Raw genomic sequence first — 23,385 nt, 5'->3', positions numbered from 1 at the left:
GATTAATACGCTTAGTTTACCAAGTTTACCTCTACGGTTTCTTCAGCATAGCTCATACGTCAGTAGAGTGCCTATCAGTGATCGTACTATTCGAATGCCTACTGGGTTATCAGACATCGTTAGCGTTTCTCGTAAGCACAATCCAAAATCGCAAATTACGGGTATCATCTCTTACCGTGACGGTCAGTATCTGCAAGTGCTAGAAGGCCCTCATCTGGAAGTAGACAAGTTAATGAGTAAGATAGCTTCTGATCCTAGACATGAAGATCTTTGGGTGTTTTTGGATGTGCGCGTGATCAAACGCAGCTTTAATAATTGGGCTGTGAGCGTGTTTGATTTTGTGGATCAAGACAACTTTTTTAATGCGTTCATTGAGAATAATAGCGCTGTGTTAAACAGCTTTAATGAGTCTCAACAAAGACGTATTCAACCGTTTATTGATATAAAAAAATCTGATACGGTGCCTGAAAAGTATTATGAAGGTAAGGATTTAAGATTACTGGCATGGCCTGATCTCAACAATGAAAGCCAGCCGCAGATGATGATGAACCTGTGTATCAAATTGACTAAAAAGCCTTATTCGTTTAATGCACTAGCGGATAGTGGTGATTTTGGCAGCCATCATCAAGTCACACAGATTATCAGAGAGTTTGATCGTTTAGGTTTATTGAGTGTCACAGAGGCAGCACCGATACATAAGCAAACCGTAAATGAGAAAAAACCTAATAAATTTTATGGTGCGATCAAAAAATTCTTAGGAATGAGGTAAAAAATTGAATTATCAGAAGCTAGCAATCATTGGTGAAGTAGGTGCTGGAAAAACTCGGTTGGTCAAAACCCTAAGCGAGATAAGCCCCATCGAAACAGAAGCAAAATCTAGTATTGATATCGGTAAAGAGTACACGACAGTCGGCATCGATTATGGGCGTATCACTCTGTCTGACGATATGGCACTAGGTATTTACGGTGTGCCAGGTCAAGAGCGTTTTTCTTTTTTATGGGAGTTCGTCAATCAGTCGCTATGGGGATTGCTCATTTTGATTAGATATGGCGAGACACCCGATTATGCCAATTTAGATAAGCTGTTACACTTTTTTGCGCCAGAAAAAAATCAGACCACGTGTATCATTGGTATCACTCATTGCGAGGATGCTGACAAAGATAGCCTTTCAGCACTGGGACAAGAAATAAGAGTGATGTTGATGCAGCATAACGTGGTGGCACCTGTGCTCCATACAGATCCTAGAAACAGAGAGTCCGCCGTGTCTCTGTTGTCATTATTTAATACCCTTAATAATCAAGACTAATGCCAGATATGACTATGTTAAAAGAAAAATTAGACGAAAAATCACCAGCAAAAATAGCGTTATTAAGCCACATGAAAGCATTGTGTGACGCCAATAGAGAAGTCATATTGGTTAGCTTATGCACCACAGATGGCTTTCCCATTAGTTGTTTTTCGATCAGTGAATTGAGCAATCAAACGGACAAGTTTGCAGCGATGAGTAGCACACTATCAGCACTGAGTGATTCATCCGCGAGTCAAATGAAGCAGGGCAAGTGCGACATCACTATCGTCGAAGCCACTGCTGGAAATATGCTATTTGTCAAAACTGACTATATTGGTAAACCTTGTGTATTGACTGTGGTAGCGCAGAATAAGATGGCACTAGCAGAAGCAAGATATAAAACCAAAAAACTGATTGGTGTCATTTCTGCTATCACTGAGTAAGGCGCACAAGTAACCAAGATTGCTGGATTCGGTAGGGCTATAAGCGATAATTCGACTGTGATAGACATGTGATATTATTTGCGTGAGCAAATATCGACACTGTATTCAGATATCGACCTTGTATAAAGGTAATGCCCTGACCTTTGACGGCCATATCTACCAAAACTCAGCATTAGTGGCATTAATTTTGCCATGAATCCTGTGCTTAAGCTTTCTGCCTTCTTCGTCCGTCAGCTCTAGATTGCTTCTTTTGCCCAGACCATATTGTAAAAATTCATGATTTCTCAAATCTGCTAGCGTCTCAAGTAATCCCATTCTGCTCAGATAATCGGGACTGGTACAGAGCGAATAACGAGTCAGCGCCATCCGTTTTGCTTAGTCGCTGGAATCTTGCAGCTCTTAATACTCGACCAGCTCATACCCTTCTTCGATCAAGTCAATGTGTCGATCAGAAAAATCCAACTCAACGTTTAGGACGGGACAGCAGTGCTGTATCTATCGGTGATGGCGCGTAATGAAGAATTTCTATAGTACATTGCGTAGAGGCTAGAGGCTTGTCACGTATTAACTATCGGGTGAATAGGCTGAATTTATGCTGTTGGTTCTATTCTAAAATGAATGGTTCTATTTTGAAGTAAACGGTTCTGCTGTGGTTATTTGACGCTATATTTACAGTGTTATTGTTCTGAAATTTAGAGGAGTTAATTACAGTCAATAAATTTTTTTGATAGCTTATTTTTTATAACTTGTTCTTTGATAGCGTAATATACAAAGCACCACTTAACGGATTGTTGAGCGGTGCTTTTTTGAGTCAAAATATCAGTTTTTAGGTACTAATTCTAACGGTACTGAGCTTAAATATACTATCAAGGATAAATAGTTAGGCTTGGCTTTTTTTACGACCCATCAAGCTATTAGCTACCCATGCTGGACCAATTAATAAAAATTGTAAGTCTTCAAAAAATGAGGGTTTTTTGCCTTCAATTTTATGACCAATGAACTGTCCAATCCAAGCAACCACAAAAACAGCTGCCCAAACCTTAAAGCCCCATGGTAATAATGCCATTACTGACAAACAAATAAGAATAAACATTCCCATCGCCAAGAATAACGGCGTGGATAGACGCATATAAAATAACAATACCAACGCGCTAAGTACCAAGGTAAACCAAACTGATAGCGACATGCCCATGCCTAACAGGCTGACAAATATAGTAGGAACGCATAGCCAATGGATTTTTTTATTGACTAGGTTTTGATGACTGACAGAATATTCACTAAGCCATTGCTCAAGTGTGCGTTTAGACAGGCGCTTTTGCTGAGTACGAGACATACTAACCTCCATGTTAGTAGATGAATTGAAAAATCTCTCCTATCAGTTGTAGCACTAATTGAGCCAGTCCACCACATTATCTGATAGACGCCACAGTCAAAACCTATAACGTTATCAACATGTTTGCCAATATCTGCGAGCTCTTTGGTTTTATTCTTTTAAGATATCACCACTTATGACCATACAAGATAACCGTTAACCTTGTTCACTGCGCTGCCATTCATACAAACCAATAAAGGCGTTTATTTGATATATCATGGTTTGAATGGCAAAAATGTAATTGCCCGACATTAGATTGACAATAAGCCAGACAAAGTTAACGATAATCCATAACCACCAGTTAAATGAATAGCGCAAAATCATCGCGGCTTGTGCAGTAATGGAGAGGATAAAAGCAATGACGTTGATCCAAAAGAAGGAAATAAATCCTAGGAATTTACTATTATCATCTTCAACCACTGCATAGCCATAGCTGGCGAGTAAATTATTTACCGTGGGGAAAAGTGCGAGACCAATAATAATAAAGGCGGCGGTAATTAACCAAACTGCTTTGCTCGCCGCCTTTGGTATCATGTCGCCATCAGGATCGGTATGTTTTGACCAATAAAAAATACCGTAGACATGGGTGAAAAAGTTGAAAAGTGGCGCGAGCATCAAACCGACTGCACCAGACGTCGCCTGCACGACGACTTCTCCCGCAGTCGCTGCCATTCCCAGCCCGTTGCCCATGACATTTTTGCGAAATGATAGCGAAACCACGCAGACCAAACCAACGAAAGACACGCCCAAATAAAACATATCAAGTGTGGTGTGTTCTGTCGTGAGCCAAAAACCTGCGGATAATGCTATCACCCCGCAAATGAACCAAGTGACAATCCATTGCATCGCCCATTTTCCAGTAATATTATCTAATAGCTGAATACGCATAAAGCCTTTTTCCTTAAAGTATTAAAACTACAATGGGTGCTTATTTTATTTTTTAGTATCATATTATTTTTGTATTATCGCCATCGCTATTTTTACCCTGTCGTCTATTTGCCATAAACATACTGATCGATAAGCAGCAGCGCTTGCTGATAGCGCGCATCATAATCTGGCTGATCCACCATGTGCGGTTTGATATCATGACGAGCAAAAATATCGACAAGACGTCGCTCAAATCGTCCACGCGCCTCAGGCGTGCCCAATGAGCGCATGCCATCATCAATCCACGGCGTATTGTTATCCAGCATAATGGTATGATCTAAGCGAAACTCATCGATACAAGCCGCCACAAAAGGATGGCTGCGACCTTCATATTCTTTACAAAATGCTTGAGTGGTCACAAAATCGGTATCAACGATGGTGACAGGAGCGGTCGCATTAGCCGCCGCATCTCTTATAGCTTGAGCATGCTGAAGGGCAATCGGACCATAGTCATTGTATTGTAGACCGACTTCACTACCGCCCAAATCTGTACCGACATATAAGCGTCCCATCTCTAAAGCAAAGCTGGCGCCATAATAATTGGCCAGTTTATGCACCAATGTGGTCTTACCCGAACTTTCGCCGCCAACAATCGCCACCGTTTTGGTATAGTCGCCGCGCGCTTGCGGGTGAATAGCTGACCAATGCGCGACTGGATTACGAGCGATGGCATAAGAATCAAACTCAGGCTGTAACGGGGTCGTGACGACTGGTATCGATAATCGCTCATAGACATCACTCTGCGCCAATGGGTGGTTTTCTGCGACAAACAAGACTGTATCTGCTGGTAAGTCGAGCGCTGTCGTCAAACGTTGTAGTTTGGCATTGCTGGCGGGAATGTCGATTGTCACATCGACGAAGCTATCATGTAGCGGCAGCTCAATCTCATGAGTGGTATGAATCTGGATAAATGGCAAATCAGCACACGCCATCTGTAGCCAACGTGCTTTATCTTGCAAAGTAATGTCAAAGTCTGGATGAGGTGCTGGATGCGCCATAATGATAATATGCAAGGTTTTCGCTTGTCCTGCCGCAGCCAATATACTGCGCATTTGACCTAAGTGTAGTGGTTCAAAATGTCCAATCATCAATCCTGACTCGTACATAGCTTTCCTTAATTTTTATTCATGCTTCATCGCACTAATTTTATCGATAGACTGCTGGAATATCTGTTATTTACCAGCATGTTATAAAGGTTTAAGGCGATTTACAGGTAGGTTATTGTAAAGGGGTGTTTTTTTATATGACTTTTTTCTGATAAAAATATGACCAAGTTATTAATTTAACTGTGATCGTTTGACTATCTCACCATTTCTGAAGTTCCATCTACACAATATCTATGTGCTGAAAATGGCGAAATATTGGATTTGTAACAACATGTGTAATATGGCAGCAATAAAGCCAATCATGAAACATTTTGAAATAACTATTTAAAATCAGCAGTTTATGAGGTTTTATGACAGATTAGGGCAAGCTTGGTTAGCATAAACTCACAAAGTACGTCTATACGTTCAACAGATAAATATTAAATAGTTGCTATACTTATTCATAAGTTAAGAGGGCTAAGCAGCTTCCTTAATAGAATCAGAAAAAAGCATAACAACAGAAGAAAAAAAGCGAAATTTTAAATAACAATAGAAATGATAGAGAGGTATTTGATTTGGCTAAACTAGCAAAACTACATCGCTCACAGAACAATCGCATGATAGCAGGTGTAATGGGCGGCATTGCCGAATATGTTGGCTGGTCACCGACTTGGGTGAGAGTATTATTCGTGATTATCTCATCTTTGAGTGCAGCAGTACCTGGCATCTTAATTTATATAATTTTATGGATAATTATGCCAAAAGCGACTAATGCATCTTACCAATAAAGTTATTTCGTATTTGCTCGTATCTTTTTAATAGCTTAATAGTAGTACCATTTTAATAGTATCGTTTTGATAGCATTACTATCGAGATTAGTTCAGATAGATTTTTACCAAAAAAAGAGAACAGCAGTTCGACTAAAAAACAAAAAGCCTGACTCATCAGGATACCAAAGACATACCTTTCCTCCTGCCCAGATGCTCGCGCATTTGGGTATTTTTTTATCTGCTACTTTTGTGTCTCCTATATTGCAGCAGTTTGATTATAAATGAGCCTTATAACGACTCATTTAGGTTTGCAGCATAAATTTAATTGATGTAAATATAGATAAAATGGTCAATTTTTAGTAAGGTGAGCAGGCAAATAGAGTCGTTGCCGAATAGGCTATACGAGTGCTATCAAAACTTTATTTATAAATATCCATTCCACAGTGGCTTTACTATGAAAACCCAAACTATGACATCCCAAGCGACAACTCCGATGATAGAAAATACAGACCCTCAACCGATGACGTTTCAGGATTTAATTCTAACCCTACAGAATTATTGGGCAGATAAGGGCTGCGTTATTTTGCAGCCTTATGATATGGAAGTCGGCGCGGGTACTTTTCACACCGCGACATTTTTACGCTCGTTAGGTCCTGAGCGTTGGAATGCTGCTTATGTGCAGCCATCACGTCGTCCAACTGATGGTCGCTACGGTGACAACCCCAACCGTTTGCAGCATTACTATCAGTTTCAAGTGGTGCTAAAGCCAAATCCACCCAATATCCAAGAGCTATATTTGGACTCGCTAAGAGCCATTGGTATTGATCCATTGGTGCACGATGTGCGTTTTGTTGAAGACAACTGGGAGTCGCCAACGCTGGGTGCGTGGGGACTAGGCTGGGAGATTTGGCTCAACGGTATGGAAGTGACGCAATTTACGTACTTCCAGCAAGTAGGCGGTCTTGAGTGCTTCCCGGTGACTGGTGAAATCACTTATGGACTTGAGCGCTTAGCCATGTACGTGCAGGGTGTTGACAGCGTTTACGATTTGGTCTGGGCAGATGGTGAGTTTGGTCGCGTCACTTATGGCGATGTCTTTCATCAAAATGAAGTGGAGCAGTCTACCTATAACTTTGAGCACGCTGATGTGCCAATGATGGGCGAGATGTTTGACTTTTATGAGCAGCAAGCAGATAAGTTGGTTGCCGAAGGTTTGCCACTACCAGCCTACGAGATGGTACTAAAAGCCTCACATGCTTTTAATTTACTCGATGCTCGTGGTGCGATTTCAGTGACTGAACGTCAGCGTTTTATCCTACGTGTGCGTACGCTTGCCCGTAAGGTTGCCATTGGTTACGTTGAAGCACGCGCAAAATTGGGTTTTCCATTGACAGATGAGGCGCATCGTAAAGCGGCGCTTGATAAGTATTTGCCAAAAGAACAAGGTGAAGATAAGTAGTTTTCGTTCTAAATATTAATTTTAGGCACTCGATCATGTTCAGATACCATTGCATTGAGTGCTTTAAGTTTAGTAATAGAGATTTGGAACTGACCGTTACTAGGTCGTTTTTTATTTTTAAATTGCTCCCATACAAGCGAACCTGAGCCATTATATATTTCTTCAAATGTACCATTTGGCATTATTTTAATAATAATTGCATGTTCAGGTTCACTTCGAAAGGCAACAGATTTAGATTGAGTGGCTTTTATCTCAACTTTCAAACCGTCTTTCGTTATAGCGTCGTAGCCTTTGTTACTTGCAGCTAATAGTTCTAGCTCGTAAGCATCTGCTACCAAGCATTCACCTAAGCTACCTACTAAATGACCGTCTGGAGTAAAGTGTCGACCGGGAAACATGTTTTCCAATTCGTTGACGGTGTTGTAAAGCTGTTTGACTAGAGTTTGCAGCTTTTCATGATCTATCATAAATGGTTCCGAAACATAAAAAATAGTGTTCCACAATAATATGATCAACTGTTGATTACCATGATTTTGTTATAATCTACTCAATTTTTAAATATATAAAAAATTCTTAATAAACCGAGATTCCCATGAGTACTATTCTATTTGAACTGGGGTGTGAAGAGCTACCTCCAAAAAGCCTAAAACCGCTACGTGATGCGCTACAAGCGAGTGTCACTGAACAATTAAATGAAGCAGAAATCAGCTTCGATAGTATTAAAGCCTTTGCCGCACCGCGTCGTTTGGCGCTTCAGATTCAGGGCATTAGCGATAAGCAGCCGGATCGCAGTGAGCAAAAACGCGGCCCTGCGATTAAAGCCGCGTTTGATGCGGAAGGTAATCCAACACGTGCAGCGATGGGTTTTGCGAAAGGCTTAGGTATTGAAGCCAGTGAGCTGATAACGATTAACACCGATAAAGGTGATTATGTCGGTTATGAGCAAGTCATTCATGGTCAAGCAACTACTGAACTGTTAGCTGCCATTTTCCAGACAGCACTAGACAATTTACCGATTGCTAAGCGTATGCGTTCAGGTGCCAGCCGCAATGAATTTGTGCGTCCAGTACAATGGGTGGTATTGATGCAAGATAGTACTGTCATTGACGCTACTATCCAAGGCCATCAGACGGGAACACAAACTCGTGGTCATCGCTTCCATAGTCCTAATTATCATGAGATTGCGCACGCCAATGACTACGAAGAATTACTAGGCGGTCTAAAAGTCGTGGCTGATTTTGATAAGCGTCAAATGCTGATCAAAAACCAAGTCAAAGCATTGGCTGATGAAGTTAATTCAGATGCTATCGTGCCACAAGATTTGTTGGATGAAGTCACCGCATTGGTTGATTTTCCCATTGCGCTACGAGCAAGCTTTGAGCCGCGTTTTTTACAGGTGCCGCAAGAAGCGCTTATCTCGACCATGCAAGCGGATCAGAAGTATTTTTGCTTAACTGATAAAGCAGGCAAGTTGCAGCCTTACTTTATTTTTATTACCAATATTGAGTCAAAAGATCCCAATCAAATTATCGAAGGTAATGAGAAAGTCGTGCGTCCGCGTTTGGCCGATGCCGAGTTTTTCTTCTTACAAGACCAGAAGCAGCCATTATTTGCGTTGACAGAAAGCCTCAAAACTCGTGTCTTCCAAGACAAGCTGGGTACGATTTGGGAAAAATCTGAGCGTATTGCCAAGCTTGCCGCCTTTATTGCCGCCTTGATGCAACAGCAGGGTCAGCAGATTGATATCGATGAAACGGTGCGTGCGGGTATTTTGTCAAAAGCAGATTTGGCAAGCTCATTGGTCGGTGAATATCCTGAATTACAAGGTATTGCAGGCACTTATTATGCGCGTTTGAATAATGAGCCTGAAGCAGTGGCTGCCAGTTTAGAAGAGCAGTATTTGCCAAAGTTCAGCGGTGACGTATTACCACAAACACCAATTGGCATTTGCTTAGCATTAGCCGACCGTTTAGATACGCTTGTTGGTATTTTTGCCATTGACCAAGCACCGACGGGTTCAAAAGATCCGTTCAGTCTACGTCGTTCAGCCATCGGTATCTTGCGTATTTTGATCGAAAAGCAATTGCCAATTAATTTGGTAGCGCTCGTTGAGCAAGCGATTAAAGGCTATAGTGACGCTGAAGGCAGCAAGATTGAAAAAATGGGTGATACGTTTACTCAGGTCATGGCATTCTTAAACTCGCGCTATCGTGCGATGTATACCGAACAGGGCGTGAGCGTCGATACCATTCAGGCAGTGCAAGCGATTAACCCGCATATGCCGCTTGATTTTGATCAGCGTATTCGCGCGGTACAAGCCTTTAGCGAATTGTCACAAGCTTCAATGCTTGCTGATTCAAACAAGCGTGTTGCCAATATATTGGCCAAGTCAGAAGTGAGTGTCGCTGATACTGTCGATGAAGCGCTATTGTCTGAATCTGCCGAGCAAAGTTTATATGCAAGTGTGCTGCAAGCGCAGACGGCGGTTAAACCGCTGCTAGAACAAGCTGATTACACACAAGTGTTGCAAACGCTTGCCAGCTTAGATAAGCCGCTGACGCAATTCTTTGATAATGTGATGGTCAACAGTGAAGACGCCGCCCTTAAAAACAACCGCTTAGCGCTGCTTAAGCAAGTACGCGCATTGTTTTTAACCGTCGCTGATATCAGTGAGTTGCAGCTATAGTTTCACTAATATAGATCGCTCACTTTATTTTCTGTTTAATACAAAAACTGGCCCGCTATGGCCAGTTTTTTACACAGTATCATGGCATTTATTGATAAATTACCATGATAAATGGATGGACAATTAACTCGCTAAAGCATAGCACTATAGTCAAGGAATTTTAGAATCGCTACAAGGCGACCGACCGCAGATAGTACACTAAGTACATCTAGGGCGGGTAACACCGTAGCGGTTTAAAAATGCTCTGACTATATCGTCAGTATTGCTGGTTAAGTTATACTGTTCAGACGTATTGAATAATCCGCCAAGCGGCTTTTATCATTCATAGCGCTTACTCATATTCAAAGGAGCACTGCCGTGTTTGCTGTTATCATTATCATCATTGTTATTTGGATAGTAATGTGGGGGTTTTATAAATTTATGTACCCGCGTGCGCCCAAAAGCATGATGCCAAAAAAAGGCGATGTGATCACACCGCGTCAGTGCAATTTTTGTGGCAACAGCTTGGCTGAATACCGCGGCGTCCTTGAAACCAAGCCCAACTTGGCTGCAAATAGTGAGAGTGCTATTGGCGAAAACCAAGCATTGTTTTTTTGTAATTATGAGCATCAAGCAGACTTTCATGCAGGTAAGGTTTATAACCCTGAGGTATAAATAATTGGGTTATGACTTAAGCATAAAAAAGCGCTTGGCTCATCAGAGCGAAGCGCTTATTGTTTCGTCGCTTAATACAGGCTTATAAAACAGACTGTGCGTCTTTCATAATTTTATTTAATAGCGCTTCAGATTGTTTGTCTTGCTGTAGTCGATCTTCATCGCTTCTTTGATTGGTGTGTATTTTTTCATACAAATTCAAGCAGCACAGTACTAAGATACTTTCTTGACTGAGGCTTGGCGCATCTCGTTTGAGATCTAGTGCATGGTTATTGATATACGAGACAGCTGAGAGCAGCTCTTCTTGTTCGTGTACTGGGCAATAAATAGGATAAGTGACACCCGCAATTGCAATATCAACCTTTTTGATTTGTGGTTCAGGGATAGTGGTTTTCACAGTAGCACTCGACGTATTTGAACCAGTTGCAGCGACTGGTTGTGGTTTAGAAGAAATATTCTGCTGTTGGCCATTTTGTGGCTGTTTCTCTATAGAGTTTTTGTGGTCATCGGTCATGATAAATCCTACAATGTTTGGTCAGTAAAATGAGTAATATAAGATATTACCGTTTTGATTTTGTCGGTTTCATTAGCAAGCAGTGATGATCGGTCATCGCTCATTGCCATCACTGATCAGCCTTCTACTTGATCGATGTGGGTTAAGCGTTTTAATACAACTTGTGTACGCTCCGCTGCCAATTGATTCTTTTTCTGCAGCTTACTGTTTTGCTGTTTAATATCGCTATATTGCTGCTTTAATTCATTATTTTGTTGCTGTAACTGGCTGTTTTGTTGTTGCAATTGACTGACCTGTTTTTGCAGTTTGTCTTGCTCTTCGCCTATCATATGATGCGCTTCAGCCAAGCTTTGGTAGCGCTTGTCGAGATCGTTCAATTGTTTTTTGGCACCGTCGCGTTCGCTATGACTAGTGTTGAGCTTGGTCGTTAATGCTGCAAGCTCTTGAGGGTCGCTAACAGGATGCTGTTTGAGGCTGCTAAGTTCAGCACTGACAAGCTGATACTGTTTTTTTATGTCGAGTATCATTTTTTCTAATATTCTAAGTTGATCATACATAGTCAGTTTTTATCCTTAACAAGTAAGCGTGAATGAATTTAGTTCTCTGCGTTTAATAATGCCATAGGTGACCGCATAATATCTATATCAACAAAGTAATTACCTATATTAGGTGTTGTTTGTTTATTTTTATTAGCCATGGTTTGATTGATAATATCAAGCGATGTCTCACACCTATTTTATTCGTCTATTTTTATTTTTTAAGCAATATTTTTTAAGCAATAATCAATCACTAGGATCTTTATTATGAATGACAATATATCTGGCTGGAATACATGGCTGACTGCTTTTGATGACTGGACTGACGTGTCTATCAGCGAAGTGCACGGCTTGATGACAGGGCTTATGACTGCCTGTAATGCGCCTGATGAGCAAGTATGGGCTAAGGTATTTGAGGAGCTCAGTTTTGCGCCTTTACCTGATGAGGCATTGACACTGTTAACAGAAGAAGCGGAAGACACGGTTTTTCAGCTTAAAGACAAAGACGATGCTTATTCTTACACGCCATTAATACCAGATGATGAACATGATTTGTACGAGCGCGTGATGGCATTGAAACAGTGGGCAAATGGTTTTATGACGGGTTTTGGGATTACCGACTGTGGTCTAAGTGGTGACGAAAATGAGATGTTGTCTGATTTGGCTAAAATCGGTGGTATTCGCTTAGAAGATGACGAAAACTTTGAAGGTGGCGAAGAGTCTTATCTGCATATTTATGAGTTTGCGCGCATGGTGCCAGTGAGCTTTGCCACCCGCACGCGTAAACCTGTCAAAGATATTGCCCTGATTGCTGGACTGGCTATCGATGCAAAAACCACCAAAGAGCTGCAGGCAGAAGGCAAGTTACCAAAGCCAATGCCACCAGTCGTTGATGCGATGAATCAAAACCGTCCTTCATAATAAAGACGCTATCGTAAATGCTTTGATATGAGTTGATATTCAACACGTCCTAGTATGAAGTGATAAAAGGAGATGGAGATGATAACTGACAATGATATGATTCATTTACGCCGCTCTATTGAGCTTGCTACTGAAGCTTTCGAGGCGGGCGATGAGCCATTTGGTAGCGTATTAGTCGACGGCGACGGTCATGTGCTGCATGAAGATCGCAATCGTGCCAATTCTGTCGATGCTACTTATCATCCTGAGATTGCCGTTGCTAAATGGGCCGCAGAGAATATGACTACTGACGCGCGTACAAAAGCGGTGGTTTATACCTCAGGCGAACATTGTGCCATGTGCTCCGCTGCTCATGCGTGGGCAGGGCTTGGTCGTATCGTTTATGTCAGCTCATCAAAACAGTTGGATGAATGGATGGAGGAGATGGGCGTAAAATCCTCATCACCAATTAACTCATTAAGTATTCAAGAAGTAGCACCAAATGTACCAGTACAAGGTCCGATTGCAGGCTTGGATGAAGAGGTAAAAGATTTACAAAGGCGTTCATTGCAAAAAAGCTAACGCTTTCTATTTTTACCATTCCAGAAATTACAGTAGCGAAAAATGAGTGCGAGTACTACATCTAATAGGCTTGGAAAATTTAACATCGCTAACCGTATTTCTAAAATCGGTATTATATCGTGATAAGGATATTTCATGACTTCGAACAATAATAATCAGCTCAAAAATACGTCTTACCCTGCGCATAGTATCGATTGGCTAACGCGTTTGATTGGCTTTGATACGGTCAGTCGCCATTCAAATTTAGCCTTGATTAAAGATGTGCAAGCCTACTGTGAACAATTGGGTTTGATAGTAGACTTGACTTTTAATGAAGCCAAAAACAAAGCCAATCTATTCGTTACTGTGCCAGCAGGGGCAAACGCTGACGAAGTCAATCATGGTCTCGTGCTGTCTGGTCATACTGACGTCGTGCCAGTCGACGGGCAAGCATGGACATCAGAGCCTTTTACCGCGACGATACGTGGCAATAAGCTATACGGACGCGGTGCGTGTGATATGAAAGGCTTTATCGCTTGTGCATTGACGTTATTACCACGCGCTGTGCAGTTATCAAATAGCGGTCAGTTACGTCGTCCACTGCATTTAGCATTGTCATTCGATGAAGAAGTGGGCTGTTTGGGTGCGCCATTGATACTGGCAGATTTGAAAGCGCGTGGTATCACACCTGATTATTGTATCGTCGGTGAGCCAACCAATATGACGATGGTTGTGGCACATAAAGGCATTGCCGTTTATCGTTGCCGCGTCCATGGTAAGTCTGCGCATTCGTCATTGACCGCCCAAGGTGTCAATGCTATCAGCTATGCCAGTCGTTTGATTGGTTATGTCGATGAGTTGGCAGAAGAGATTAGTCATCGCAGTGATAATGATGCACTGTTCGATGTGCCTTATTCCACATTGTCTGTAGGCACGATTCGAGGTGGGACGGCAACCAATATTGTCCCCAATCTGTGCGAGTTTACCTTTGACTATCGTAATCTGCCGCATATGACGCAAGAGGATATTCTTGCACCGATTCAAGCGAAAGTGGCAGAATTAAATGCCCAGATGCAGGCACGTGCTGCCGATACTGGCATTGAGCTGATGCAAGAAGAAAGCGTACCGGCAATGACTGATAACGACAGTGCTGAATTGCAATCGTTAATAGCCGCACTGACTGGAGATAACGAGCGTCATAAAGTGGCTTATGCAACTGAGGGCGGGCAATTTACCAATGCTGGTATCCCAACGATTATCTGCGGTCCCGGTAGTATTGAGCAAGCACATAAAGCCGATGAATATGTCGAGCTGAGTGAAATTGAGCGCTGTGATAGTTTTTTACAGAAGTTATTAGACAGCTGTACGATCAATTGATGGATTGAATCAGCAAGTGTTCCTTTCTGTTATCAGCAAGTGACGAGTTAGCAGAAGAGACACCGTCGTTATGGCGGTGTTTATTTTTTAGCAGTTTGGCATTATTACGATAAATTTTTATAAATAACAAAGTAGGGGTTGGTCGATGTCTTGGCATCTGTTTGCAGTATTCTTTGCAAGTACGTTTTTTATTTCAGCGACCCCAGGTCCCAATATGCTGCTCGCGTTTCAGTATGGCATGAACTATGGCGTAAAGCGCACATTGTGGACGCTGGCAGGACTGAGCCTTGGGCTATTTATATTACTGCTTTCGACCCTACTTGGACTCGATGTGATTAGTCGCCAGTCGCCTTGGTTGTTGACAATCATTAAAGCAGTGGGTGCGGCTTATTTAATCTATCTGGGTATTAGCTCTTGGCGCGATGTAGGCGATGGCAGCTTGATGAGTGATGCTCGTGAAATGAGCGAAGAAGTCGCGGCTGAATATTCTATTTCTGACAGTGAAGATACAGCTGGTACACCGCAGCCACGTTCGCTCTCAAGCGAAGCGGTGAGAATCTTGCCAAGCAATGTGACCTTGTTTCGTACAGGTGTATGGGTATCGCTATCCAACCCCAAAGCCATCTTATTTTTTGCCGCTTTCTTCCCCAAATTTATCAATTTTAGTGCGCCGTTATGGCCGCAATATTTTTTATTAACGATAGGGTTGTTCTTAAGTGAAACAATTTGGCAAATCGTTTATACCTTGGGTGGTACAAAGCTGGCAAGTTGGCTCGATGTTGGCAATCGTTTAGCGTGGCTCAATCGTGGTTGCGGCGTCATATTTATCATCATTGCAGCCGCTTTATTGGCTGAAGTCATAAATAGCTTTATGGTTTAAAGGTTTTTTAGTTCTATATTTAAAATAACACTCTCAAAGTAACACTTTTTAAATAACATGATTAATGAAATGTATTTTTTTATTTAATTAAAATTAATTATTGACTTTATTTTTTAAATCGTTATTATTACAACATTGATTTGTTAGCTTGTATCTAGGCGATAAGTCATTCCAATAATTCTGCTACTATTGTTTACAATAATTAGCCACAACCTACGGAGGAATCATCGTGTCCTATTTAACTATCAAGACGTTTTTAAAGATTGAATGTGTAAACTACCTGACAGCAATGACGACTTCGAACAGGTTTGGCTGAATTTATATATAAGCTACTGAGTGATATCCTATTGAATGATATCAACGCATAGTCTTCTGTATCTACTTGCGCTATTCCTCTTCTAAGTCTACCGTGCCAAAATCGCTCTGCGATCGTGCTAAGCCATATTGCGCTTACTGCTGTCTGTTTATCTAACATTTTACTTTACCGCTATTACCAATTAGGTTACTTACGCCATCGTTTAACGTATGCCCTTCTGTATGCATAATTTTTATGCTTTCAATTTTGGTACGGTAAAATCTTCCTTTAAAACGTCCATAATAAACTAACCATGCATTTCTATTAATTTTTCATTTAATAGAAATACGGTATTTTATTGCCTAAATTTTATAGATTATTAAATAACATTATTATTAAACGTTTTGTTTAATTGAGATGGATAAGTAATGTCTAAAAATTGTAAAAATAGATAAATGAAAAATACGTTACATGGTTCCAAAATAATAAAATAGAAAATATAAATTATGAGCATTCAATTAGTATTAAACGAAAATCGTAAACACGGCGTACCAGTCAAAATTTATACCTCGGATGTTGAGCAAGGAGCGATACAGCAACTACGCAATTTAGCCCAGTTGGAGTTTGTACACTCACACATTGCAGTTATGCCTGACGTGCATGTTGGTAAAGGTGCTACAGTCGGTAGTGTGATTCCGACTAAATCAGCCATCATTCCTGCCGCCGTTGGTGTGGATATCGGCTGCGGTATGAATGCGGTGCGTTTGTCACTGACAGCGAGTCATCTGCCTGACAGTTTAAAGTCATTGCGGTCGATCATTGAGCAGCAAGTACCTGTTGGCTTCAACATGCACAAACAAATCCAAGCCAAGAACTCAACGCTTGATCCACTAGGCAAGCGCTTAAAGCCGATTACTGATAAGCATCCAGGTTTGCTCAAAATGCTCAAAGGTTTTGAGCGCACTTGGGCAAAGCAGCTCGGTACACTGGGTGGTGGCAATCATTTCATTGAGCTTTGCTTGGATGAAAACAAAGACGTCTGGGTAATGCTGCACTCTGGAAGTCGCGGTATTGGTAATTGTATTGGCCAGTACTTTATTAACCTTGCCAAAAAAGAGCGTCAATCGCGCTTTGGTCATGTGCCAGATCATGATTTGTCGTACTTTGCTGAAGGGTCTGATAGCTTTGCTGATTATGTTGAAGCGGTGGGCTGGGCGCAGGATTACGCGCTAGAAAATCGCCGTGAGATGATGCGCTTGGTCATCAAGTCATTGCAGTCGCCACAAGCGGGGTTACCGCGATTTCAGTTGACCAAAGAAGCCATCAATTGCCATCATAATTATGTCAATGAAGAGGTGCATTTCGGTGAGCAAGTCTATGTCACTCGTAAAGGTGCGATCAGTGCTTATGCAGGTGAGCTCGGCATTATCCCAGGCTCTATGGGCGCAAAGTCTTTTATTGTGCGCGGTCTAGGCGCAGAGGAATCGTTTTGCTCTTGCTCGCACGGGGCAGGACGACAGATGAGCCGTGGTAAAGCCATGCGAGCGTTCACTATTGATGAGTTAAAAGCGCAGACAGATGGTGTCGAATGTCGCAAAGATAAAGGCGTCATCGATGAAATACCTGGCGCTTATAAAGACATTAATGAAGTAATGGCGAATCAATCTGACTTAGTAGAAGTGGTGCATACGCTGAAGCAGGTGATGTGTATTAAAGGCTAACGAGTTAAACCATAGCGAGCCACGACGATGTCAACCGAGCTAAATGTACTAAGTGTACTATTTGCGCTCGATTTCCTAGTCGTGGCCTCACTATGCCGTCACTCGAACAGACAAAACAGATTGATATATATTAAAAGTATAGGTAACAATATGAGCTTAAAACAAACCTTAAAAAAGGCCAAACAGATTGAGCGGCAGTTAGAACAGCAAGCTGAAACAGGTGCTCAACACTCGCTAGGTACAGTCAAGCCGCGCAACTATTTGGCATTGGATCCACTGTTAAGAAAAGGTGGTATTCACGAAAAGAAAGATATCGATATCGTCCGAAAAAAACGTCGCCGTGAGACCAAGCAGCAATTGCGTCAAACGGACTGGTTTTCGGAGTAGCAGTCGTTCATCTTAATTTTAAATTTAAACAAAAAAAGCCGTTCGCTATGATAGGGAACGGCTTTTTTATTTTTGCTCAAACTTATAATTTAACAGTTACGCCAATACTTCGATTAGCTCACCTTTTACCATATGTGGACTGACGAAATCAGTAATACGTACGCTCACGAGTTTACCTAACATCTCATCCATTCTCTCAACATCATGAGGGAACATAACCGTACGGGTGTTATCTGCCGTACCGATTAAGCAATCAGGATGACGGTTGGCAACTTGCTCCACCAAAACGCGAGTGGTGGTTCCAACCATCTCATGCGTTTTCGCTAGTGTTGAATCAATGATAACTTTTTGGAATTCTGCCAAGCGCTCTTTTTTAGTTTTGAAGCTCACATCATCTGGCAACTCAGCGGCTGGCGTGCCTGGGCGCTTCGAGTAGATAAAGCTGTAAGAATGATCGAAGTTCAATTCTTTGGCTAGATTTAAAGTATCTTGGAAATCTTGATCCGTCTCGCCAGGGAAGCCAATGATAAAGTCACTCGACAAGTGAATATCAGGGCGAATGGCTTTTAGCTTATTAATTTGATTGATATAGACATCAATCGTGTGATTGCGCTTCATCGCTGCCAAGATAGCGTTTGAGCCGCTTTGAACAGGCAAGTGCAAGTGTGATACCAGCTCTGGCAATTGTGCATAGGCATCAATGATGTCATCAGTGAACTCTAGCGGATGGCTGGTCGTATAGCGAATACGCTCAACGCCATCGACATGCGAGACATAGTGCAACAGCTCAGCGAAACGGCAAATGCTGCCATCGTCTTTTTCACCGCGATAGCCGTTGACGTTTTGACCCAATAGGTTGATTTCACGAATACCTTGAGCGGCAAGACTGTCAATTTCAGCCAATACGTCATCAAGTGGGCGTGACAATTCTTCACCGCGGGTATAAGGCACCACGCAAAATGAGCAATACTTCGAGCAGCCTTCCATAATAGAAACAAAAGCTTTAAATCCCTCTACTTTTGGCTCAGGCAAAAAGTCGAATTTTTCAATACTCGGGAAGGATACATCAATCGTACCAATACGATTTTTTGGTGCAATCTCACGCTGTTCATGTGATTGGTCATACAGCTCTGGCAGGCGATGCAAGGTTTGCGGGCCAAACACCATGTCGACATAAGGCGCACGTTTTTGAATGTTGTCGCCTTCTTGCGAAGCTACGCAACCACCGACGCCAATGACGAGGTCAGGACGTTTTTCTTTTAGTTTGCGCCAGCGACCCAATTCTGAAAATACTTTCTCTTGCGCTTTTTCGCGGATAGAGCAGGTATTCATCAGTAGTACGTCGGCCTCATCGATATCATGAGTGACTTCCATACCATGTGAGTCGCCTAGTACGTCAAGCATTTTGCCAGAGTCATAGACATTCATCTGACAGCCCTGCGTGGTGACAAAGACTTTTTTGGTTGCTGATTTTTCGACTGGCGCTTGGGCTGAACTTGATTCTTTGAGTGCAGTGACAGCAGGCGCAGTAGCGGTTGTTTCAGCGACAGCAGTGTCATCGATGCGGGGATTAAATACAGTAACACTCATAAGGATAAGTCCATGATTGACTAAAAATATAGCGTGATAGGTGATTAACAGGTGGCGTATTTTATCACAACCCTATGACAATGTGAAAAATTAGCAGGGTCAATTGTTGGTCGTCATGATAAATTATTTATAACAGTATCAATTGTTTACTGCTACTAATAACGCGTTTGGAAAAATTATGGCTTGCTATCACTTCTATGTTACACCGTGCTATCGTATTTATTAACAAAAGGTAAAGGTGATGGTTGAAAGTGCAACGAGTATAGTATGATGAATGCGACCATATTAGCGCGATTGATTAAATCGCGATTTACGCCGTTTTGGCATTGTTATGCTAAATATATTATTTAGCCAAATCATTTGGACACATTACAAAGAGAGTCAGTATGACAAAGCCGCAGGTTGCTCATAGCATCAAGGATAGAGAATCTATTAAGCAAAATGAAGATGCAAAACGAATGAAAGCAAGGACGCTACGAGTCAGTGCGTTAAGTTTGGCGACAGCAATGAGTGCGCTAGGATTGTCACAGGTGGCTTGTGCTGAGCTGACGTGGGGCGAAGAGGACAGTTATCAGCAAGAAGGCAGCTATCAACAAAACAGTGGCTATCAGTCAGACAATGGTGTGAGCTCATTTACAGCAGCGGCAATTGCGGCAGAACGCGGTGATGTCAGTGCCTTATACAATTATGAGCAAGCCATGAGCGGCGGTTTGTTTGCCATGTATCCCACTTATTGGCGGATGAATTTAGATCTTAATTCGCAAAGTTCGGCGGCAGTGTCACAGTTTGTGCGTCAATATCCAAATACGGTGATGGCAGAAAAGCTGGTGGCGGATTTTGCTGAGACCAAAGCAGGCTCCAATGATTATGCCTCAGTACGCCAAGTTGCGAATTTGATTACCAATGCGGATGCCAGTGAGCGCTGTGCGGTTGCGCTTGGGTTCAATAATGGTGGCGATACTATGCGGGCTATGGCAGCCAAGTCTGAAGTTTGGTTGACGACCAAAAAGCAGCCAGCCTTGTGTGACCAGCTCGCGATGGAGATGAATAATAACGCGCTGATTAGCAATCAGGATCGCGCGGCGCGGCTCAAGCGTATGCTACGCAAAGGCAAAACGGGTGACATTATGGCATTGTCATCACGTTTAGGAACGCCTATTGCTTATTCAGCATTGAGTGAGATTCAACTGAATCCGTCTGCTTTTTTTAGCCGTTTTAGTCGAGAGCCTGCCAGTCAAAACAATCAATACCTATACCTATATGCCATAGGACGCGTTGCTGACAAGTCTTACCGTGAAGCTGCATTACAGTTAGATTTTGATGTTAAGCAAGACAATCAGCGTTCAGTTAAATTGTTGAATGCGGAGACTCGTCGCTATGCGTATCGTATCCTTGGGGTGCAACGTATGAATCATAATACGGATGATGGTTTTAATGCTGAGGCGGTTGACTGGTTCCGCAATAGCCTAGACGAAGATTTTAATTTTGAAGAAGCCGAAGATTATGCCATGGCAGCGATTCGTTTTAGCCGTTGGGATGATGTGGTCGAAGCCATCTCAAAAATGGAGGCTGAAACCCAAAAAAGTGACCAGTGGCAATATTGGCTGGCTCGCGCTTACGAGCAATCGAGCGATGCTAACAAGCGTAATACTGCTAAAAAAATGTATCAAAACTTGGCAAAAAATAATGACTATTATGGCTTAATGGCAAAGGATAAAGTGGGTCAGCGTTTTGATGCCAGTCGTTTGGGTGGTAATAACTTACCAAATGTCAGTACCGCTGATCGCGCACGTGTCATGCAAGATGCCAACTTTGCGCGGGCTTTTGCTCTATATAATGCTGACGCCAGCCGTGCCTATGCCAATCGTGAATGGAACTGGGCGGTAAAGCAGGCGCGCGACAAGCGTGATGATAACTTGATTATTGCCGCTGCTCGTCAAGCCTATGATATGGGCTGGCTCGACCGAGCAATTTATGCCGTTGATAATACTGATAGAGTAGACAGCTTAGCGTTATCACATCCGATGCCGCATCAAGATGCAGTCGTACGTTATAGTCAGTCTGCTGGTATCGATCCTGCTTGGGCTTATGGCATCATGCGTCAAGAAAGTCGCTTTGTTGCATCAGCACGCTCAAATGTTGGTGCCAGTGGTTTGATGCAGGTGATGCCTGACACGGCAAAATACATTGCTCGTAACTTAGGTGAGACCTATAGCGCCAGCCGTGCCAATAGTGGCGATACCAATATTCGTTACGGCACATGGTATATGGGTGATATTTTCGGTAAGCTAAACCGTCAACCTGTGTTGGCAACGGCTGGCTATAATGCGGGTCCGAACAATGCCAAGCGTTGGCAACCAGTATATGGTTCGCTCGCAGCCGACCAGTACGTCGAGTCGATTGCCTTTCCTGAAACCCGTAATTACGTTAAGCACGTGATGGAAAATGCCACCATTTATAGCAGTCTATTAGGTCGTAGTCAGCCTATTAGCCAGCGCATGGGCACGATACCTGCCGCGCTCTAAAGTACTAATGTATAAACCAAAAAAACCATTCGTGAGCAATCATTAATGGTTTTTTCATGTCACTTTATGTCACTTTTGATCGTGCAATCAAAGCTAGCTTTGTCTTGACGCGATGCCGAATTCGACGCCCAACCTCGCTGATGATGACATGCTAACATTGCAATATTTTTGTACTATTGATGCTATCATTAGCTTATGTTTACGTTTCTGCTATAGATTAAAAAAAACGTTTTGCTACCATTGCATCAATTAGTGTCTTTTATACGTGCTTATAATAAGTGCTTATTAATCAACGCACACATTTTTGTTAGCTCTATTCTTAGTTTTATCAGTGTTTATACGTCGAACACTATGAGCTAAACGATAGCCCATGTTTTTATCATTGCTAGATGCCTTCAGCCCCTATGATCAAAAAATATTTTAATCTGCCCCTGTTATTAAAAGTTAGGCATCAGTCATCTATTCAGCAGATGCTCTCGCTATCTACTCTGACGCCAGATTTAAACCAATCAAGCTCGATAACTAATACATCTATGGATAAACTAAATACGACGCTAAGTATCGGTGCATTAGTGATATTGCAAGGCATTATGATGATGCCGGTACATGCCGCGAGCGCTGTTAAGAGTGGACAGCGTGTGTTGATGATTGAGATGACGCCAGCATTGTGTAGCATACAGCCGACGCGTGCCCGTATGCGTCAATGCTTGGAGGGTTATTCGTTGACAGTATCAGGTCTAGATATGGGATATGGTGAGCGCTGCGGACGTGGTAGTGAGCCACGTCTGACACCGTTACAGTTAAAAGTCGTCAACCGTATCATGCCTGATACGACAGTACGTAGCCAAGCTTGGCAGCGTTATGGGGCGTGTAGTCCACTCAGTGCCAGTAGTTATTTTCGCCAGATTACCAATTACGCTGGCGCATTAAAGCTGCCTAATGAGCTTAATACAGGTAATAGCTATACGGTTTCTAAATCTCGATTTATCAGTCAAATGACCCAGCTTAACAGCGGTATGTCCTCAAACAGTATTGATCTGATTTGCCAAGCGGGCAGTCGTCGTCAATCAACATTGACAGATATCCATATTTGTTATGAAGGGAGCGAATTTGGCACATGTCATAATGTTGTGAATAATTGTGGCAGTAAGTTCGTCATTTCGGGTGGGAAATAGTTTTTTTAGCCCATTTAAATGCTTATTGTTTGAATTGAGGACACGCCCTAATAATACTCGCTTATTTTAAGTGTTGTATCCACTGTATACAACGCTTCTCAATGCTGTTATCAGCTGCCTTTTATTGCTTTCTAGCACTTTATCCGTATAGGTTTACAGTAGGTATAAAAATCCTCCCGTATAAAATGTAACAATATAATCGGTGGTCGGCGTCTTATTGTCTCTAGACGATTTGCTGA

General features: G+C 42.2%; 23 protein-coding genes. 15 read left to right on the top strand and 8 right to left on the bottom strand.

All coding sequences use genetic code 11. The annotated features are described in order from the left end of the window. From JFC08_RS01990 to JFC08_RS01980, 3 genes are all read left to right on the top strand, one after another. Positions 1-769 (top strand): BLUF domain-containing protein (locus JFC08_RS01990; protein ID WP_227697582.1); only part of this gene is annotated, 769 nt, incomplete at its 5' end. Between the two features lie 4 nt (positions 770-773). Beyond that, positions 774-1,307 (top strand): GTP-binding protein, encoded by a 534-nt coding sequence (locus JFC08_RS01985; protein WP_060491787.1) that lies wholly within the window; start codon positions 774-776, stop codon positions 1,305-1,307. A gap of 8 nt (positions 1,308-1,315) precedes the next feature. Next, positions 1,316-1,732, top strand: coding sequence for a roadblock/LC7 domain-containing protein (locus JFC08_RS01980; RefSeq protein WP_140412966.1), 417 nt, complete (start codon positions 1,316-1,318; stop codon positions 1,730-1,732). Positions 1,733-1,888: 156 nt separating this feature from the next. Here the strand turns inward: JFC08_RS01980 and JFC08_RS01975 are convergent, their stop codons facing one another. From JFC08_RS01975 to nadR, 4 genes are all read right to left on the bottom strand, one after another. Further along, positions 1,889-2,098, bottom strand: coding sequence for a type 2 periplasmic-binding domain-containing protein (locus tag JFC08_RS01975; RefSeq protein ID WP_198329500.1), 210 nt, complete (start codon positions 2,096-2,098; stop codon positions 1,889-1,891). A gap of 514 nt (positions 2,099-2,612) precedes the next feature. Beyond that, positions 2,613-3,065: an Mpo1 family 2-hydroxy fatty acid dioxygenase gene (locus JFC08_RS01970; RefSeq protein WP_198329499.1), complete on the bottom strand. Its 453-nt coding sequence runs from the start codon at positions 3,063-3,065 to the stop codon at positions 2,613-2,615. Positions 3,066-3,260: 195 nt separating this feature from the next. After that, positions 3,261-3,992: a nicotinamide riboside transporter PnuC gene (gene pnuC / locus JFC08_RS01965; protein WP_198329498.1), complete on the bottom strand. Its 732-nt coding sequence runs from the start codon at positions 3,990-3,992 to the stop codon at positions 3,261-3,263. Positions 3,993-4,096: 104 nt separating this feature from the next. Further along, positions 4,097-5,137 (bottom strand): multifunctional transcriptional regulator/nicotinamide-nucleotide adenylyltransferase/ribosylnicotinamide kinase NadR, encoded by a 1,041-nt coding sequence (nadR, locus tag JFC08_RS01960; protein ID WP_198329497.1) that lies wholly within the window; start codon positions 5,135-5,137, stop codon positions 4,097-4,099. Positions 5,138-5,691: 554 nt separating this feature from the next. Here nadR and JFC08_RS01955 point away from each other — a divergent pair. Together JFC08_RS01955 and glyQ are read left to right on the top strand one after the other, a co-directional pair. Then, the gene (locus JFC08_RS01955) at positions 5,692-5,904 is read left to right on the top strand and encodes a PspC domain-containing protein (RefSeq protein WP_045444125.1); all 213 of its coding nucleotides are present in this window, start codon (positions 5,692-5,694) and stop codon (positions 5,902-5,904) included. Between the two features lie 451 nt (positions 5,905-6,355). Continuing rightward, complete coding sequence (gene glyQ, locus JFC08_RS01950) at positions 6,356-7,345, top strand: glycine--tRNA ligase subunit alpha (RefSeq protein ID WP_420825203.1); 990 nt, start codon at positions 6,356-6,358, stop codon at positions 7,343-7,345. Positions 7,346-7,353: 8 nt separating this feature from the next. On the opposite strand, the gene JFC08_RS01945 is transcribed toward glyQ, so the two are convergent. Further along, positions 7,354-7,812, bottom strand: a complete 459-nt coding sequence (locus JFC08_RS01945; protein WP_109591761.1) for a DUF6998 domain-containing protein — start codon at positions 7,810-7,812, stop codon at positions 7,354-7,356. A 125-nt stretch (positions 7,813-7,937) separates the two neighbouring features. Here JFC08_RS01945 and glyS point away from each other — a divergent pair, with 125 nt between their 5' ends. Next, positions 7,938-10,031, top strand: a complete 2,094-nt coding sequence (glyS, locus tag JFC08_RS01940) for a glycine--tRNA ligase subunit beta (RefSeq protein WP_198329496.1) — start codon at positions 7,938-7,940, stop codon at positions 10,029-10,031. A 357-nt stretch (positions 10,032-10,388) separates the two neighbouring features. Next, positions 10,389-10,685 carry a hypothetical protein gene (locus JFC08_RS01935; RefSeq protein WP_228139026.1) on the top strand — a complete coding sequence of 99 codons (297 nt, stop codon included), beginning with the start codon at positions 10,389-10,391 and terminating at the stop codon, positions 10,683-10,685. An 82-nt stretch (positions 10,686-10,767) separates the two neighbouring features. On the opposite strand, the gene JFC08_RS01930 is transcribed toward JFC08_RS01935, so the two are convergent. Both JFC08_RS01930 and JFC08_RS01925 read right to left on the bottom strand, forming a co-directional pair. Beyond that, the gene (locus tag JFC08_RS01930; RefSeq protein WP_198329495.1) at positions 10,768-11,199 is read right to left on the bottom strand and encodes a cell division protein ZapA; all 432 of its coding nucleotides are present in this window, start codon (positions 11,197-11,199) and stop codon (positions 10,768-10,770) included. A gap of 116 nt (positions 11,200-11,315) precedes the next feature. Next, positions 11,316-11,756 (bottom strand): hypothetical protein, encoded by a 441-nt coding sequence (locus tag JFC08_RS01925; RefSeq protein WP_198329494.1) that lies wholly within the window; start codon positions 11,754-11,756, stop codon positions 11,316-11,318. Positions 11,757-12,002: 246 nt separating this feature from the next. Here JFC08_RS01925 and JFC08_RS01920 point away from each other — a divergent pair, with 246 nt between their 5' ends. The 6 genes from JFC08_RS01920 to JFC08_RS01895 all read left to right on the top strand — a co-directional run bounded on the left by JFC08_RS01920 (position 12,003) and on the right by JFC08_RS01895 (position 17,856). Further along, positions 12,003-12,656, top strand: coding sequence for a UPF0149 family protein (locus tag JFC08_RS01920; RefSeq protein WP_198329493.1), 654 nt, complete (start codon positions 12,003-12,005; stop codon positions 12,654-12,656). A gap of 78 nt (positions 12,657-12,734) precedes the next feature. Continuing rightward, on the top strand, positions 12,735-13,217 hold the full coding sequence (locus JFC08_RS01915; protein ID WP_198329492.1) for a nucleoside deaminase: 483 nt from the start codon (positions 12,735-12,737) through the stop codon (positions 13,215-13,217). 135 nt (positions 13,218-13,352) lie between these two features. After that, entirely contained in the window at positions 13,353-14,573 is a 1,221-nt protein-coding gene (gene argE, locus JFC08_RS01910) for an acetylornithine deacetylase (protein ID WP_198329491.1), read from the top strand. A gap of 145 nt (positions 14,574-14,718) precedes the next feature. After that, complete coding sequence (locus JFC08_RS01905; RefSeq protein WP_198329490.1) at positions 14,719-15,453, top strand: LysE family translocator; 735 nt, start codon at positions 14,719-14,721, stop codon at positions 15,451-15,453. Positions 15,454-16,254: 801 nt separating this feature from the next. Further along, positions 16,255-17,469, top strand: a complete 1,215-nt coding sequence (locus JFC08_RS01900; RefSeq protein WP_198329489.1) for an RtcB family protein — start codon at positions 16,255-16,257, stop codon at positions 17,467-17,469. 150 nt (positions 17,470-17,619) lie between these two features. After that, positions 17,620-17,856 (top strand): hypothetical protein, encoded by a 237-nt coding sequence (locus JFC08_RS01895; protein ID WP_227697581.1) that lies wholly within the window; start codon positions 17,620-17,622, stop codon positions 17,854-17,856. A gap of 96 nt (positions 17,857-17,952) precedes the next feature. On the opposite strand, the gene miaB is transcribed toward JFC08_RS01895, so the two are convergent. Then, positions 17,953-19,446, bottom strand: a complete 1,494-nt coding sequence (gene miaB, locus JFC08_RS01890; protein ID WP_198329488.1) for a tRNA (N6-isopentenyl adenosine(37)-C2)-methylthiotransferase MiaB — start codon at positions 19,444-19,446, stop codon at positions 17,953-17,955. A gap of 386 nt (positions 19,447-19,832) precedes the next feature. Here miaB and JFC08_RS01885 point away from each other — a divergent pair, with 386 nt between their 5' ends. Both JFC08_RS01885 and JFC08_RS01880 read left to right on the top strand, forming a co-directional pair. Beyond that, positions 19,833-21,971: a lytic transglycosylase domain-containing protein gene (locus JFC08_RS01885; RefSeq protein ID WP_198329487.1), complete on the top strand. Its 2,139-nt coding sequence runs from the start codon at positions 19,833-19,835 to the stop codon at positions 21,969-21,971. A gap of 533 nt (positions 21,972-22,504) precedes the next feature. Beyond that, positions 22,505-23,146 carry a T2 family ribonuclease gene (locus tag JFC08_RS01880; protein WP_198329486.1) on the top strand — a complete coding sequence of 214 codons (642 nt, stop codon included), beginning with the start codon at positions 22,505-22,507 and terminating at the stop codon, positions 23,144-23,146. Positions 23,147-23,385: the final 239 nt, after the last annotated feature.

The organism is Psychrobacter cibarius (genome assembly GCF_016107535.1).
GTDB lineage: Bacteria > Pseudomonadota > Gammaproteobacteria > Pseudomonadales > Moraxellaceae > Psychrobacter > Psychrobacter cibarius.
This window is presented reverse-complemented; position numbering and strand designations above follow the sequence as displayed.

Bases quoted from the DNA above. Each gene is read 5' to 3' on its own strand.
- JFC08_RS01980 (WP_140412966.1), top strand. From the start codon at position 1,316: ATGACTATGTTAAAAGAAAAATTAGACGAAAAATCACCAGCAAAAATA.
- JFC08_RS01975 (WP_198329500.1), bottom strand. From the start codon at position 2,098: ATGGCGCTGACTCGTTATTCGCTCTGTACCAGTCCCGATTATCTGAGC.
- JFC08_RS01970 (WP_198329499.1), bottom strand. From the start codon at position 3,065: ATGTCTCGTACTCAGCAAAAGCGCCTGTCTAAACGCACACTTGAGCAA.
- pnuC (WP_198329498.1), bottom strand. From the start codon at position 3,992: ATGCGTATTCAGCTATTAGATAATATTACTGGAAAATGGGCGATGCAA.
- nadR (WP_198329497.1), bottom strand. From the start codon at position 5,137: ATGTACGAGTCAGGATTGATGATTGGACATTTTGAACCACTACACTTA.
- glyQ (WP_420825203.1), top strand. From the start codon at position 6,356: ATGACATCCCAAGCGACAACTCCGATGATAGAAAATACAGACCCTCAA.
- JFC08_RS01945 (WP_109591761.1), bottom strand. From the start codon at position 7,812: ATGATAGATCATGAAAAGCTGCAAACTCTAGTCAAACAGCTTTACAAC.
- glyS (WP_198329496.1), top strand. From the start codon at position 7,938: ATGAGTACTATTCTATTTGAACTGGGGTGTGAAGAGCTACCTCCAAAA.
- JFC08_RS01930 (WP_198329495.1), bottom strand. From the start codon at position 11,199: ATGACCGATGACCACAAAAACTCTATAGAGAAACAGCCACAAAATGGC.
- JFC08_RS01925 (WP_198329494.1), bottom strand. From the start codon at position 11,756: ATGTATGATCAACTTAGAATATTAGAAAAAATGATACTCGACATAAAA.
- JFC08_RS01920 (WP_198329493.1), top strand. From the start codon at position 12,003: ATGAATGACAATATATCTGGCTGGAATACATGGCTGACTGCTTTTGAT.
- JFC08_RS01915 (WP_198329492.1), top strand. From the start codon at position 12,735: ATGATAACTGACAATGATATGATTCATTTACGCCGCTCTATTGAGCTT.
- argE (WP_198329491.1), top strand. From the start codon at position 13,353: ATGACTTCGAACAATAATAATCAGCTCAAAAATACGTCTTACCCTGCG.
- JFC08_RS01905 (WP_198329490.1), top strand. From the start codon at position 14,719: ATGTCTTGGCATCTGTTTGCAGTATTCTTTGCAAGTACGTTTTTTATT.
- JFC08_RS01900 (WP_198329489.1), top strand. From the start codon at position 16,255: ATGAGCATTCAATTAGTATTAAACGAAAATCGTAAACACGGCGTACCA.
- JFC08_RS01895 (WP_227697581.1), top strand. From the start codon at position 17,620: ATGAGCTTAAAACAAACCTTAAAAAAGGCCAAACAGATTGAGCGGCAG.
- miaB (WP_198329488.1), bottom strand. From the start codon at position 19,446: ATGAGTGTTACTGTATTTAATCCCCGCATCGATGACACTGCTGTCGCT.
- JFC08_RS01885 (WP_198329487.1), top strand. From the start codon at position 19,833: ATGACAAAGCCGCAGGTTGCTCATAGCATCAAGGATAGAGAATCTATT.
- JFC08_RS01880 (WP_198329486.1), top strand. From the start codon at position 22,505: ATGGATAAACTAAATACGACGCTAAGTATCGGTGCATTAGTGATATTG.